Source organism: Chitinophaga nivalis, from assembly GCF_025989125.1.
GTDB classification, from domain to species: domain Bacteria; phylum Bacteroidota; class Bacteroidia; order Chitinophagales; family Chitinophagaceae; genus Chitinophaga; species Chitinophaga nivalis.
The window spans coordinates 786071-800869 of the sequence record NZ_JAPDNR010000001.1 but is presented as its reverse complement, the minus strand read 5'-3'; the positions used below and the strand labels follow the sequence as shown (position 1 = coordinate 800869).

Here is a 14799-nt window from a genome sequence, read left to right as displayed (position 1 = left end):
CGATTCGTCATGAAGTTCATTAATTATCTGCAATCCATAGCCGGCATCAGCATTTACCCGATGGCCTCCCTGCTGATATTCTCCGGATTTTTCCTGATAGCAGCATGGTGGGCCTTTAAAGCCGACAAAAATATGGTGGATCATATCAGCCGCATCCCGCTGGATAATGATGAAACTAATAGCCTCTAAAAGACAATATGGTATGAACAGGAAGCTTATAACAATACTCACCGGCAGCCTTTTATGCAGCTTACCCGTACTGGCAGACGGCGGCCCGCAGCCACCCTCCGAACTTTCCGACCCGGTAGCGCTGGTATTACTGACAGTGGCCGGCGGCTTATTGCTGGCCATCGGGGTACTGGGCAATGCAGTGATTGGAGCGATGGATATTTTCAGGGAGAAGATGAAAAATGCCGGCGATAAAATCATCATGACTACCGGCATCCTGCTGCTGTCTTGTATAGGACAAAGTGCTTTTGCCCAGGATGCACCAGTAACCGGCAACACCTATTTCACCCACCTGTCCGACAACTCTTTTTACCTGCTGATCTCCGTGATCATGCTGGAACTGGCAGTGATCATCAGCCTGTTGTTCCTGCTGCGTTACCTGGTAGGTATTAAACGGAAACGTAAACCGGCGAAAGCGGTAGTACCAGGCAAAAAACGTGTTTCCTGGTGGGAAAAAGTAAACAATACCAAAACCCTGGATGCCGATTCTGAAGCAGAACAGGATATGGGGCACGACTACGACGGCATACATGAGCTGAACAATCCGACACCACCCTGGTGGAAATGGGGATTCGTATTCACGGTATGCTTCGGTATCGTATACTTCTGGCGCACAGAGATTTCCCGGTCAGCCCCTAATCAACTGCAGGAACTGGCGATGGAAGAAGAGAAAGCGGCTATTGCCAAAGAAATCCGCCTGAAAAATGCCGCTAATAACATTGACGAAAACAACGTAAAACAGCTGGAAGATCCCAACGATCTGGCTGCCGGTCAGAAACTGTTTATCTCCAGCTGTGCGCCCTGCCACGGTCCACAGGGACAAGGAGTGGTGGGTCCCAACCTTTGTGATGATTACTGGCTGCACGGCGGCAAAATCAACGAAGTATTCAAAACCATCAAATACGGCGTAGCCGACAAGGGTATGAAAGCATGGGAGGAAGACTTTTCACCGAAACAACTGGCGCAGCTGGCAAGTTTCGTCAAGTCTATACAGGGTAGCAACCCTCCCAATCCGAAAGAGCCACAGGGCGTAAAAGAACAGTAGTTGTAGTTAAAGCACAGTAGTTATGGCCGATAGCACCACATTCAGAGATAGTATAGCCACAGTTGATAAACAAGGTAAACGCAACTGGATATTTGCACAGCAACCCAAAGGGCGCTGGTACAATATCCGTAGCATGATCAGCCTTTTATATTTTAGTGTTTTTTTTAGCCTGCCGTTTATTTCTATTAATGGCAGGCCCTTATTTATGCTGAATGTGGTAGAAGGGAAGTTCATTTTATTCGGTGCTATTTTCTGGCCGCAGGACTTCTTCATTTTCGGGCTGGCCATGATGGCTTTTATTCTGTTCATCATAGTGTTTACCATGGCGTTCGGCCGGCTTTTCTGTGGCTGGATATGCCCGCAAACCATTTTCATGGAGCTGTTGTTCCGACGGCTGGAATATTGGATTGAAGGGGATGCAGCGGCGCAGAAAAGATTGCAGCAGGCGCCCTGGAATACCGATAAAATTATTCGGAAAACCGGTAAACACCTGGCATTTTATGCCTTATCTTTTTTAATCGCCAATATTTTTCTCGCGTATATCATTGGTGCCAAAGCACTGCAGCAGATTATTGCGGAACCACTCTCCCGGCACACGGGCGGCTTTATTGCCATCCTGGTTTTTTCCGGTGTTTTTTACGGCGTTTTTGCCTTCATGCGGGAACAAATCTGTACCACAGTTTGTCCTTATGGCCGCCTGCAGGGAGTACTCCTCGATAAAAACTCTATCCTGGTCGCCTATGATTATGAAAGGGGAGAGCCCCGGGGGAAATTCCGGAAAGATGAAGCCCGGGCTATCGGGGATTGTATCGACTGCATGCAGTGCGTAAAAGTTTGTCCTACGGGAATAGATATACGTAATGGTACCCAGCTGGAATGTATCAACTGTACGGCCTGTATAGATGCCTGTGATTTTATGATGGAGAAAACCGGCCGGCCTAAAGGGCTGATCCGTTACGCATCAGAAAATGGTATTGCCCGTAAGGAACGATTGAAATTCACCCCCCGGTTGAAAGTATACAGTGTTATACTGGTCATCATTCTGGGTGCTATCAGCTTTATGCTGATGAGCCGCAAACCGGTCAGTGGTACCATTATGCGTACCGCCGGTATGTTATACCAGGAAAGAGGAAAAGACAGCCTCACTAATCTTTACCGGATCAAGCTGGTCAACAAAACCACAGGAAATATCCCGCTGGAACTAAGACTGGAAAATGTGGCCGGACATATAGAAGTCATCGGTAGTAAAAACAGCATACCGGTGAAAGCAGAAGGGCAGGGGGAAGGTACTTTCTTTATTGTATTGCCACGGGAAGCTGTACATAGCCGCAAGTCAACATTATACATCGGATTATATCATCAGGATCAACAGATAGGCCGCCTGCGTACCACCTTTTTAGGACCGGTACAATAGACAGGCAACCAGCTGTATCCGTCAAACTTATTTACCATGCATTGGGGACATAAAATCATTCTTGTATTTGTAGTTTTTGCAGCCGGCATGCTTACGCTGGTGACCAAAAGCATGCGTACCAAAATTGATATGGTAACGCCTGATTACTACAGTGAAGAGCTTAAATATCAGCAGATAATCGATGGGCAGCAGCACGCGGCTGCCCTATCTGCTCCCGTTGTTATCTCACAGCCGGACGATCATGTTGCCGTAAGCTTTCCCGCCGAACTGCACGGCAGGTCCTTTACCGGAAAGATTACCTTCTATCGCCCTTCCGATTCCGGCAAGGATGTCATCCTCCCTTTGCAAACCAATACCGAAGGACAACAGCTGATCAGCAAATCATTGCTCACCAAAGGTAACTACAAGATAAAGCTGCAATGGGAGATGGATGGGAAACCATTTTATCAGGAACAGTCCCTTCACATCCACTGAGGTAAGTGCCTGTAACTGACAGCGCATACAAACAGATGATCCGGTATCGTGTAAACGTTAAAATAAAAATATCATGTTCGTGTTCACCGCTTTTGTATTGGGTTTTGTAGGCAGCTTCCACTGCATTGGCATGTGCGGTCCGATAGCACTGACACTGCCGGTACAACATCTTACCGGCAGTAAAAAACTGGCAGGTATTCTGCTTTACAATGCCGGCCGTATCACGTCCTATGCATTGCTGGGCATGATCTTCGGGTGGCTGGGAAGACAGTTTTACCTGGGAGGCCTGCAGCAATGGTTATCTGTTGTTACCGGTGCGTTGTTGCTGGCTGTGGTGTTATTTAAATATACCGGTCTCCGTATCTCCCGCAACCATGCGTACACGAATATTTTCACTACAAAAATTAAAACTGCATTAGGGCAATTGCTCCGGCAACAACGCCTGGGTACTCTCTATATAATAGGCCTGCTCAACGGTTTATTACCCTGCGGATTAGTATACCTGGGTATTGCCGCAGCCGTTGCTACCGGTGGCGTAGGAAAGGGGATGTTGTTCATGGCAGCATTCGGCGCCGGCACATTGCCCGCCATGACTGCCGTTACTTATTTCAGTCATCTTATCAGCATAGGCGTGCGGAACAAAATGCGCAACATGATACCGGTGGTAGTAAGCGTCATGGCAATACTGCTGATCATGCGTGGGCTGAACCTCGGCATCCCTTATATCAGTCCGGTTATGTTACCTCACAGCGAAAAAGTAATTCAAAATTGTTGTCATAAACCATAAGTGATTATGAACCTCATCCGTAAATACAATGTAGCCGCACCGCGTTACACCAGCTATCCGACTGTTCCTTACTGGGACGAAAACAGTTTTAATACAGATACCTGGAAAACATGGTTGAAAAAATCCTTTCAGGAATCTAACCATCAGGATGGTATCAGTTTGTATATCCACCTGCCTTTCTGTGAGAAGCTGTGTACCTACTGTGGTTGCAACAAACATATCACGGTCAATCATCAGGTAGAGGAGCCTTATATAGCTACCTTGTTAAAAGAGTGGGAGCTTTACCTGCAGGTCTTCGGTAGCAGGCCCCGTATCCGGGAAATACACCTGGGTGGAGGCACCCCGACTTTCTTTAGCGCCGAACATTTAAGCACGCTGCTGGAAGGTATTTATCGTACTGCTGATATACTACCGGATGCCGCCTTCAGTTTTGAAGGACACCCGGGCAATACAACAGCGGAGCACTTACAAACACTCTATCAACTGGGCTTCCGCAGAATCAGTTTAGGCATACAGGATTTCGACCCCAAAGTACAGGAAGTCATCAACCGTCCGCAGTCTTATGAAACGGTGGCTACGGTAGTGGAAAATGCCCGCAAAACGGGTTTCACGGCTATCAACTTCGATCTCATTTATGGGCTGCCGTTACAAACAGCAGCAGGTATGGCGGATACAGTCCGCAAGGTGATGCAGTTACGGCCCGATCGGATTTCTTTCTATAGTTATGCCCATGTGCCCTGGATAAAAGGAGTAGGGCAGCGGAAGTATTCAGAAGCAGACCTTCCGGGTGAACAGGAAAAAAGGCAGCTGTATGAACTGGGAAAAAACCTGTTCAACAGTCATGGCTATACCGAAATCGGGATGGATCATTTTGCGCTGCCGGGAGATGAGTTGCATACCGCTTTCCAGCAGGGGCAACTGCACCGCAACTTCATGGGATATACCGTTTCCCATACTTCCCTGCTGGTTGGGTTGGGGGCTTCTGCCATCGGAGATAACTGGTATGCCTATGTACAAAATGAGAAACGTACTGCTACCTATCAGGAACTGGTAAACAAGGGTGAGTTTCCGGTAGTTCGGGGGCATTTGCTGAGTGGGGAAGACCTCTTGTTGCGCCAGCATATTCACGACCTTATGTGCACGTTTGAAACCACCTGGCATAAACAGGACACCCAGTGTGATGCCATTGTGGAAGGACTGCAAAGGTTACAGGAAATGGAGAAAGACGGGTTGGTACAGGTGATCCCTAAAAAGGTGATGGTTACACCGGAAGGCCGGCCATTTATCCGGAATATCTGTATGGCATTTGATGCGCGTATGTGGCGGCAGTTGCCGGATTCACAACTCTTTAGTAAAGCAATATAGGCAGTATGCCTGCTTGTTTTGTCCTGCCCGGATGTAAAGTTGTTCGTAGCTAAAAAAGCATCTTCATGCTTTCTCGCTGGTGTGTATTTTTCTTTGTTGATCTTGCAAAATTAAAAAACAGCAGTTACGTGATCACTTTCATCCGGCGCAAGACAAAAAAATTTTCCCCGGAACTTCTTTTTTGATCAGAAACAGGACCCAAAAACCGAAAAATTGGCGATCTCGTCATTTTTGACCCGTGCGGATAAAAGTGCTTAAAAGCGATGGTGCAACAACTGTTTTTTTGGGAGAGATAAAAATGCGATCGGCTGTAATGTAGTATTCGTGCGGGTTTCAGCGGCAATAAAAAAAGTCTGACCGTTTAAACAATCAGACTTTCTTGTTATGTGAATGGGTTAGTAAGTACAGGGAAACAAAATTCCCTACACAATATTAAAAAGAATTTCATGACAAAAGAAAAATTTTACAAAAAATTTTATTCACACTACTAAAATAATTGTGGATAACAGCACCTCAAATTTCACAGGTTGTCATCATGATACAACTACATTTTCTTCATTGCTATCTCCGATTCACTACCTTTGTCGCACTTTAATATCACTCAATAATTCAGATCATATGAAGTTCGAAGCACCTGTTGCGATAACGGAAATAGCAGCATTCATAGGCGCAGAGCTGGTTGGTAACGATCGGCTCCTGGCCACCGGTATCAATGAAATACATAAAGTAACAACCGGAGATATCTCCTTCGTTGACTTTGAAAAATACTATAACGCCAGTCTGCAATCTGCAGCCTCTATTATCATTATCAACAAAAAGGTAGCATGCCCGGAAGGGAAGGCATTGCTGGTACTCGAAGATCCCTTCAGTGCTTACATAAAACTGGTTAAAAAATACCGCCCTTTTGAACCGGCTACAAAAGCCATCAGCGACACCGCAGTGATAGGTGAAGGCACCGTGCTGCAACCTAACGTATTCATTGGCAATCATGTGCGCATTGGCCGTAACTGTCTGATCCATCCTAACGTTACCATTTACGACCACACCATCATCGGCGACAACGTCATCATTCATGCCGGTACTGTCATCGGTGCAGACGCTTTTTATTTCAAGAAAAGAGCGAACCGTGAAGTGATGTACGATAAAATGGAAAGCTGCGGCCGGGTGATTATTGAAGACGATGTGGAAATAGGAGCGGGGTGCACGATCGACAAAGGCGTAAGTGGCGACACCATTATTGGCCAGGGCACTAAATTCGACAACATGATCCACATCGGACATGGTACCGTTATCGGTAAAAACTGCCTCTTCGCAGCGCAGGTAGGTGTGGGCGGTAAGGCGCATATCGAAGACAACGTAATCCTGTGGGGTCAGGTAGGCATATCCAAAGACCTGACTATCGGCAAAGGAGCCATTGTTATGGCACAAAGCGGAGTACCTTCCAGCCTGAAAGGTGGTGAAGCTTACTTTGGATCTCCGGCAGAAAGTGCCCGGACCAAAATGAAAGAACTGAACTGGATCAAACGGATACCGGAGATCTGGGACATCATCAAGAAAAAGCAATAACCGGAGACTTTCTCCCGTTTAGAATATTCCTTAAAACTGCGCAGCGAAGATCCGCCCATAACGGTATCTTCGCTGTGCTGCTTTAATACCGCCGGGTTACCGGATAACAGCCGACAAAACATCATTCTATTCATCACGCATAACCGCCTGTTCATGAAACAATTTTTTATGGCTTTGCCCTTGCTGCTGTTGTTTAGTTGCAGTACCACCCAACACACGGATAGCTCACAGCATTCATTGTATCACAAAAGCCAGCAATGGACTGTTAAAGAGAAAGATAGCTGGTTCTCTGCCAAAACGATCTCCCTGGAAGACTATACTACCACCTCCCGGAAAAACGGCCTGACAGAAACCATTTTCATCAAAAATCCGAAAGATCCCTTTAGTTTCTACCTGACCGGTCATGATGAAAAAATACTGATACAAACCATGAACACCCGCCGCGCTGCTTTCGGGAATCGTTCATTGCCGTCATTTCTGGAGAATCTGTCCGATGATGCTGCCATTGGCTACGTGCTGATCAACGGCACCAGAAATGCCCCGTTAAAACGCTGGGAAATGATATTAAAACCGCTTACCTATCTGGAGCTGAATGATAATAAGCCGGCAGGTATCCTGCGCACCACGGAAACAGATATACGGATTACCGCCCATAACCGTTTCGGTAAAGTCAATTCCTACGAAAATATCTGCTATGAGTTCCAGTATCGTGGCCAGCCTGTGGCTGCCGTCATTCCGGGAGGAGAGAAGCCCCGGGTGTGGATACAAAAAGAAACCGACCCGGAATTGACCAAAACACTGGTCGCAGCCATCGCGGCTTTATTGTTGAAGTAATGACTGATCTTTTAAAAACGCGGCAGAAATATCCCGGATAGTATCTGCCAGCGGACGGAAGTCAAATCCGGGTAAGGTTTGCAGGATCTTGTTGTTGTCATAATACACCTTAAGCCGGGCAGTACGGGCTGTTTCCCGGGTAATTAACGGGTGTTTGCCAGTGAGCAGTCCTTTGAGCCTTTCTACACGCCATACGGCTTCCGTCATCCAGGGTTTTGCGGCGATATGCGGCGGCTTTTTCTGTAATGATGCCGCCATAGTAGTAAACAGCTGCCGGTAACTCCAGTTATCGGCCGAAAGAATAAACCGCTCTCCGATAATATCGCTGTCCATCAGCTGTATCATCGCTGTTACCACATCCCGTACATCCACAAAACCATTGACCCCTTCCGTATAGAACGGGAATTCATTCCAGGCTTTTTTGATCAGGGCGCCGGAACCATCTTCCCAGAAGCCGGCCCCCAGAATAATGGAAGGATTCACCATCACGGCATCCAGGCCTTCGGCGATTCCCCGCCACACTTCCATTTCTGCCTGCAGCTTACTGATACTGTATTGTGAATTGTTTTTACTGTCTTCCCACTCGCAGTCTTCATTAATAGCGCCCCCTTCTTTCGCCCGGCCAATGGCCGCAACGGAGCTTACATGCAATAGCTTTTTAACGCCGGCATCCAACGCCATATTCACCACATTGGCCGTACCTTCCACATTGATGCGGAGCATCCTGCTGCGGTCTGCAGGCAGAAAAGATACCACTGCCGCACAGTGATATACCTGGGTAATACCCACCATCGCATCTTCCAGTGCACATACATCCAGTATATCACCGGGTACCCATTCTATTTTATCGGCAATATCCTGCAACCGGGGAGAAGGTTGTTTACGGTACAATGCCCGTACAGGCTTGCCTGCATCGACTAAAGACCGAATTAAATAACTACCTAAAAAACCTGTTCCGCCGGTTACTAAAATCATGAAGATTATATTCTTTTTACGAGAGAAGGCCCAAAAGTAACAATGATTATTGTGATTCGGGCAGGTAAAGCATTTTATTGTTCATACCGGTAGAAACCCAATCCTGTTTTGCGTCCCAGCTTACCTTCCTGTACCCGCTTTTCCTGCAGTACATTGGGTTTAAAACGAGGGGCCTGTTGAAAGGCATCATACAGTGATTGTGTAACGGCCAGGTTAATATCGTTGCCAATGAGATCCATGAGGGCAAAAGGACCCATCTTAAAGCCGGCACTTTCCAGCAACTGATCAATGGTGCTGAAATCCGTATTGCCCTGTTCTGCCAGGTGCATGGCTTCCAGGTAATAGTGCCTGGCCACCCTGTTTACAATAAACCCGGGGGAATCTTTTACCCTAACCGGCGTTTTACCCATTTTCAATGCCAGCTGGAAAATGCTTTCCGCAGCTTCCGGTGAAGTTTCTTTCCCACTCACTACTTCCACCAGCTTCATCAGATGAGCCGGATTAAAGAAGTGCATGCCCACCACCCTCGATGGGTTTACCGGGAGCGCAGCTGCAATTTCAGTAACCGATAAAGAAGAAGTATTGGTGGCAAACAACGTTTCCGGTGTATTGATCGCTGCCAGCTGGCTAAACAACGCTGTTTTGGCCGTGATGCGTTCTACAATGGCTTCAATGATGACATCAGCCACACAGTCTTCAATGGTGGCAACGTATCGGATACGTTCCAACGTAGCCGCTCTTACTTCGGCGGTCAGCTTCCCTTTATCAACAGCGCCCTGTAAACTCTTTTCGATCTGTGCCCGGGCCCTGTCCAGTCCGGCCTGCTGTATATCAAACAATACGGTGTTGTGACCACTGAAAGCAGCTACCTGTGCTATTCCTGCACCCATGGTGCCTGCGCCGCATACGGCAATAGATTGTACCACTTGACTGAGGATTTTTTATCCTTTTGATTTCATCTGAAAGGTAAACAGGTTGACTAATACCCGGGATGAAATCAAAAGGAGCGGATATCTGAATAACTATACAGTCCCTTCAAACTGTTCCAGGAAACGGGTATCATTTTCTGAGAACAGGCGTAAATCTTTGATCTGGTATTTCAGCATGGTAATACGTTCGATCCCCATACCAAATGCAAAGCCGGTATATTTTTCCGGATCAATACCACAGTTGGCCAGTACTTTGGGATGTACCATACCACAGCCGAGGATTTCCACCCAACCGGTTTGTTTACATACGGAACAACCGGTACCACCACAGATGAAACAGGAGATGTCCATTTCAGCACTAGGCTCCGTAAATGGGAAATAAGAAGGACGGAAACGGATACCGGTATCTTCGCCAAACAACTCTTTCACGAAGTGATACAGCGTTTGTTTCAGGTCTGCAAAAGATACATTTTCATCAATATACAACCCTTCTACCTGATGGAAAAAGCAGTGTGCACGGGCAGAAACGGTTTCATTGCGGTATACTCTTCCCGGGCTGATAATACGGATAGGCAGCTTACCTGCTTCCATTACCCTTACCTGGGCAGAAGAAGTTTGTGTACGCAACAGCCAGTCCGGATTCTTGCTGATAAAGAAAGTATCCTGCATATCTCTCGCCGGGTGATTTTCCGGCAGATTCAGGGCGGTGAAGTTATGCCAGTCATCTTCTATCTCCGGACCTTCCGCAATGGTAAAGCCCAGTCTTTCGAAGATGCGGATAATTTTATTACGCACCAGACTGATAGGATGACGGGTACCCAGCCTGTGAGGAGTAGCCGGTAAAGTATAATCGATATCACCGGAGGCTGCACCGGCAGACTCTTTCAGTTCACTAAACTCCTCGTAGCGGGATTCTGCGAGTTGTTTAAATTCGTTTAATATCTGTCCGAATTCTTTCTTACGGTCGTTCGGTACCTGCTTCATTTCCCCGAAAAGGGCTTTCACGATACCTTTTGTACCCAGAAATTTAATACGATACTGTTCCAGATCGGCCGCGTTGGCAGGCGTAAAAGCCGTTATTTCCTCCTTATAGGTGGCTATTTGCTGTACTAACTGTTCCATAAACGACAAAGATAAGCGATTAGCAGTAAAACCGGTGCTTATCTCCTGATCCCTGTTTCTGGGAAATGATGTATATTTTCAGTAGCTAATTGCACATATGACTGTGACTCTCACCACTCCCTCAATCACGCTGACCGTTACGGGCCTGTTACTGCTTTTCCTGGGCCTTATCCACTACATGTCCAGAAGTCGCGTGTGGCACCGCAGATACAGTGCTGCTGCCCACCTGGCTGCCTGCCGCCAGGAAGACATGGAGCTGCTCCGGCAGCAACTGGCAGCCCAGAAACTGCTATCCCTCAAAGCACAGGTCAATCCCCACTTTCTTTTCAATTGCCTCAACGGCATCCATAATACCATCGTAACCGGCGAAACCGCCAAAGCCCAGGACTACATTTCGGGTTTTGCCCGGCTGCTCCGCATGATGCTCATGCTGGCAGATAAACAGTTTATCACCCTTCAGGAAGAAGCAGATATGCTGGAATATTACCTGCAGCTGGAACAAATGCGTACCAATAACGGCTTCGACTATACGCTGCAGATAGATCCCCTGATTTCTCCGTCCGTACTGCCGGTACCGGGTATGCTGATCCAGCCTTTCCTCGAAAATGCCATCTGGCATGGTCTCATGAATAAAGAAAACGACCGGCAGCTGCACATCCACTGGAAAAAAATAAATGAACAGCTCTTTTGCTGTGAAGTAACGGATAATGGTATTGGCCGCGCACTGGCGGGCCAGCGCCTGCCGGAAGGACTGAAAGCGGTACGCCACCGCTCCCGGGGTATGGAACTCTGTATGGAAAGGGCCGAACTGTACCGTAACATGTACCACAGCCGGTTTAATATAGATATCAGCGATATTCCCGGCCCCAACGGAACGGCCGGCGGTACCTGTGTACATATCGTTTTTGAGGTAACCGACGATATGATAACAGGATACTAGAAGATAAGCTTATAACCCACTCCGCGGATATTCACAATCTGAACACGGGCATCGTCTTTCAGGTAACGCCGGAGCTTTGTGATAAAAACATCCATGCTGCGGGCATTAAAGAAATTATCGTCTCCCCAGAGATCCAGCAATACCGTTTTTCGCTCCATCACTTCATTCTTGTTATCATAGAGCCGCCGGAGTATTTCTGCCTCCCGGTGGGAAAGGAACTCCGTAGCATTATTGCGGGAAAGCGTTTGTTTGGTATAGTTAAACATATATTGCCCGATTGCCACCGATCCTTCTTCTATTTCCTTTACACCCGGATGATCGTTGAAACGTTTCAGCAACGCTTTAATACGTACAATCAGCTCATCCATGCTGAACGGCTTTTTCAGGTAGTCATTGCCACCCAGCTCAAAACCCTTTACCACATCTGCCGTCTGTGATTTGGCTGTCAGGAAGATGATCGGCGTATATTTATCGGTTTTCCGGATCTCCGCGGTCACCGTAAATCCATCCATATTGGGCATCATAATATCCAATACCACTACATCCGGATGCTCCTGCTGATACAGCCGTAATCCTTCTTTTCCATCTGCTGCGTACAGCATCTCAAATCCCCGCATTTCCAGGCTGTCTTTCACAATCTGCCCCAGCTGCCATTCATCTTCTATCAGTAATACTTTTGCCATAAACCTGTTTTATAAGATTTGATATTATGCAATGGGAATAATAATCATAAACTCTGTGCCCTTTTCCGGTTCACTATGTACCCGGATACTACCGCCGTGCATTTCCACAATCTTCTTCACATAACTGAGCCCCAGCCCGAAACCCTTTACATTATGCAGGTTGCCGGTAGGTACCCGGAAAAATTTATCGAAAATATTTTCCAGATATACCCTGGGAATACCAATACCATTATCTTTTACCCGGATCTTCAACATCTTGTTTTCGATACTGGTATGAATATATAACTGTACCTGTTCTCCTGAATATTTAATCGCATTATCCACCAGGTTATTGATGGCATTGGACAGATGTCCCTTATCCACAAAAACAGTTTGTCCGGACAGGTTGTTATCATAGCGTAATTGCAGTGGTTTCAACGCTTTCAGCTGATGATTGGAAAGGATATTATCAATCACTTCATCCAGGTCTGTTGGCTCCCGGAACAGCTCTATATCTTCTTTTTCTTCTGCAGCAATATGCAATACCTTTTCCACCAGATCAGACAACCGTTGCAGTTCATTTTTGGAAATATCCAGGTAAGTCTGTGTTTTCCGCTGATCATTCAACGCATTGAAGTTCTGTAACGCTTCCACCGCTGCAGATACAGTAGCAATAGGTGTTTTCAGCTCATGCGTCATATTGTTGATGAAATCATTTTTTACTTCCGACAGCTTTTTTTGTTTGAGTATCGTACGCAACATGTAGATAAAACAAAGCGTGGTAAGTACCAGTAACACGACAGAGCTGAGCAATGTCCACATCATCTTCTGCAGAATAAACTGGAGCGGAGAATCGAAACTCGCTCTCACAAAAAGACTGCTGGCCGGATTAAAAGGAATTTTACTGGTTTGCCGGGGTTCTCTTCTGCGGATGCTATCCCGGAATGTTTCTCTTTCAAATCCGCTGTAGCTGAGGTGGAAGGTATCGAGTTGATAAGGGGTATTGATTTGTCTGCTGCTTAATTCTACCCGGAAAACAGAATCCAGTTTTTTGAGGTTGGTACTGTCGTCGTGCAGGTTGTTGGTAACCAGAAATTCTGAAATCTGCCGGGCCAGGGTATCTACGTATATCCGTTTGGGAGAATCTCCGGCAGTCAGCTCCCTGATACCCGGTGGTGGCGGCAGCTTATCGTGACTGTGCCGCCGGCCTCGGGGAACCCCGATTTCCTCCAGCTGATTGGCCAGCCCTTTCATAGGCACCCTTAAGGAATCCTTATCTTTACCGAAATAGCGGATATACCGGCGTACATCCGAAAACTGCTTGTTAAATACCGCTGTCCGTAACGCCTCATTAATCTCTTTATTAAACTGCTCTTCCCGGATACGGTAGGAATTATACAACCAATAACCCTGGAACAAAAAGATACCGAGGATGCAGCTGCACATAAGCATAAGTATGTTCCTGATTCGTTGTCGCATAAGGATTTGTTGATATCCTGGCAAAACTATCTATTCCCGCGGTAAAACAGGTCATCTCCTTAACAGTAATTAACAATAAATAAGGAAGATTAACGGAAGCCGGCTGCTATTAACAATAAATAACAGTAAATAAAGCTTTTTAACCCAATAAGCACGCCCGAATGCGCACATTTGTAACATAAAACAACCATTATGCAAAGAACGATCCGTTTATTACTGGCGGCAGCGGCCTCGCTGCTGGCAGCACAGCCGGTATCTGCACAGCTTTCCGGCGTTATCGAATACGAAGTAACCACCAAAACAGATCCGGAACGGATGCGCGGCTTCCGCGGCAACCAGGAAGAAGCCCCTGAGATACCAGACCTCATCACCTTCCGGCAAACCTTCACCTTTAACAAGCAGACCGGCAAACTGGTTACCGAAAGACCCGCTTTCCGTGGTGGCGGCAACATCGGCGACAGCAGCCGTTATCCCCGCAGGGAAGGCGCCAGGTTCCGGGGCAACAATGCCCTCTATGCCGACCTCGCGCAGCGGAAATTCCTGCACCTGTTCACAACTTCCGGCGATACAGCGGCCACCTATTACACCACTGAAGACTTCCTGATCAACAGCGGCGATGCCGCCGGCGGGAAAACGAAAAAAATTGCCGGATACACCTGTCGGAAAACCACCATACAGCTGAAAGATGATAACTATACAGTGTGGTATACCACCGAACTGCCGTTTTCTTTTTCGCCTATTAATGGCCTGCTGCCAGACAGCAATGCGGTAGTATTGGCGGCCACCGGCAGCAAACGCGGCTTCACGGCAACCAGTGTGCGCCTCCAGCCAGTCGATGCCCGGGAGCTGGTGCTGCCTGCCAACGCCATCAGCATTTCCCCTGATCAGCTAAAGGCACTCAGGAAACAGGAAATGGAGAAATTACGTAAGCGGCAATCACAAATGTAAAATCATCCTTATCTTCCCTTCCTGCTCATTT

15 protein-coding genes are annotated in these 14799 nt (G+C 47.2%); 10 read left to right on the top strand and 5 right to left on the bottom strand.

Translation table 11 applies throughout. From position 1 onward, the window contains the following. Positions 1-9 precede the first annotated feature (9 nt). From OL444_RS03375 to OL444_RS03340, 8 genes are all read left to right on the top strand, one after another. Positions 10-189, top strand: a complete 180-nt coding sequence (locus tag OL444_RS03375; protein WP_264734643.1) for a CcoQ/FixQ family Cbb3-type cytochrome c oxidase assembly chaperone — start codon at positions 10-12, stop codon at positions 187-189. Between the two features lie 13 nt (positions 190-202). Further along, a complete protein-coding gene (locus tag OL444_RS03370; protein ID WP_264734644.1) occupies positions 203-1273 on the top strand; it encodes a cbb3-type cytochrome c oxidase N-terminal domain-containing protein in 1071 nt (356 codons plus the stop codon). 22 nt (positions 1274-1295) lie between these two features. Next, entirely contained in the window at positions 1296-2687 is a 1392-nt protein-coding gene (gene ccoG / locus OL444_RS03365; RefSeq protein WP_264734645.1) for a cytochrome c oxidase accessory protein CcoG, read from the top strand. A gap of 36 nt (positions 2688-2723) precedes the next feature. Next, positions 2724-3161, top strand: coding sequence for a FixH family protein (locus OL444_RS03360; RefSeq protein ID WP_264734647.1), 438 nt, complete (start codon positions 2724-2726; stop codon positions 3159-3161). 73 nt (positions 3162-3234) lie between these two features. Then, positions 3235-3948: a sulfite exporter TauE/SafE family protein gene (locus tag OL444_RS03355; RefSeq protein ID WP_264734648.1), complete on the top strand. Its 714-nt coding sequence runs from the start codon at positions 3235-3237 to the stop codon at positions 3946-3948. A gap of 6 nt (positions 3949-3954) precedes the next feature. Further along, positions 3955-5313: an oxygen-independent coproporphyrinogen III oxidase gene (hemN, locus tag OL444_RS03350; protein WP_264734649.1), complete on the top strand. Its 1359-nt coding sequence runs from the start codon at positions 3955-3957 to the stop codon at positions 5311-5313. 618 nt (positions 5314-5931) lie between these two features. Then, positions 5932-6879: a UDP-3-O-(3-hydroxymyristoyl)glucosamine N-acyltransferase gene (locus tag OL444_RS03345; RefSeq protein WP_264734650.1), complete on the top strand. Its 948-nt coding sequence runs from the start codon at positions 5932-5934 to the stop codon at positions 6877-6879. A 153-nt stretch (positions 6880-7032) separates the two neighbouring features. Continuing rightward, positions 7033-7713, top strand: a complete 681-nt coding sequence (locus OL444_RS03340; RefSeq protein ID WP_264734651.1) for a hypothetical protein — start codon at positions 7033-7035, stop codon at positions 7711-7713. Here OL444_RS03340 and OL444_RS03335 read toward each other — a convergent pair. The 3 genes from OL444_RS03335 to pheS form a co-directional block, all read right to left on the bottom strand. After that, entirely contained in the window at positions 7699-8688 is a 990-nt protein-coding gene (locus OL444_RS03335) for an NAD-dependent epimerase/dehydratase family protein (protein WP_264734652.1), read from the bottom strand. The two genes, OL444_RS03340 and OL444_RS03335, sit on opposite strands and share 15 nt — an antisense overlap. 74 nt (positions 8689-8762) lie before the next feature. Beyond that, a complete protein-coding gene (locus tag OL444_RS31885; protein WP_264734653.1) occupies positions 8763-9614 on the bottom strand; it encodes a 3-hydroxyacyl-CoA dehydrogenase family protein in 852 nt (283 codons plus the stop codon). 96 nt (positions 9615-9710) lie between these two features. Next, positions 9711-10739, bottom strand: a complete 1029-nt coding sequence (gene pheS / locus OL444_RS03325; protein WP_264734654.1) for a phenylalanine--tRNA ligase subunit alpha — start codon at positions 10737-10739, stop codon at positions 9711-9713. Positions 10740-10836: 97 nt separating this feature from the next. On the opposite strand from pheS, the gene OL444_RS03320 reads away from it, so the two are divergent. Continuing rightward, positions 10837-11679, top strand: coding sequence for a sensor histidine kinase (locus OL444_RS03320; protein ID WP_264734655.1), 843 nt, complete (start codon positions 10837-10839; stop codon positions 11677-11679). On the opposite strand, the gene OL444_RS03315 is transcribed toward OL444_RS03320, so the two are convergent. Together OL444_RS03315 and OL444_RS03310 are read right to left on the bottom strand one after the other, a co-directional pair. Further along, on the bottom strand, positions 11676-12362 hold the full coding sequence (locus OL444_RS03315) for a response regulator transcription factor (protein ID WP_264734656.1): 687 nt from the start codon (positions 12360-12362) through the stop codon (positions 11676-11678). The genes OL444_RS03320 and OL444_RS03315 overlap by 4 nt on opposite strands. Positions 12363-12386: 24 nt before the next feature. Next, complete coding sequence (locus OL444_RS03310) at positions 12387-13787, bottom strand: sensor histidine kinase (RefSeq protein WP_264734657.1); 1401 nt, start codon at positions 13785-13787, stop codon at positions 12387-12389. A gap of 225 nt (positions 13788-14012) precedes the next feature. Here OL444_RS03310 and OL444_RS03305 point away from each other — a divergent pair, with 225 nt between their 5' ends. Beyond that, positions 14013-14768 (top strand): hypothetical protein, encoded by a 756-nt coding sequence (locus OL444_RS03305; protein WP_264734658.1) that lies wholly within the window; start codon positions 14013-14015, stop codon positions 14766-14768. Positions 14769-14799: the final 31 nt, after the last annotated feature.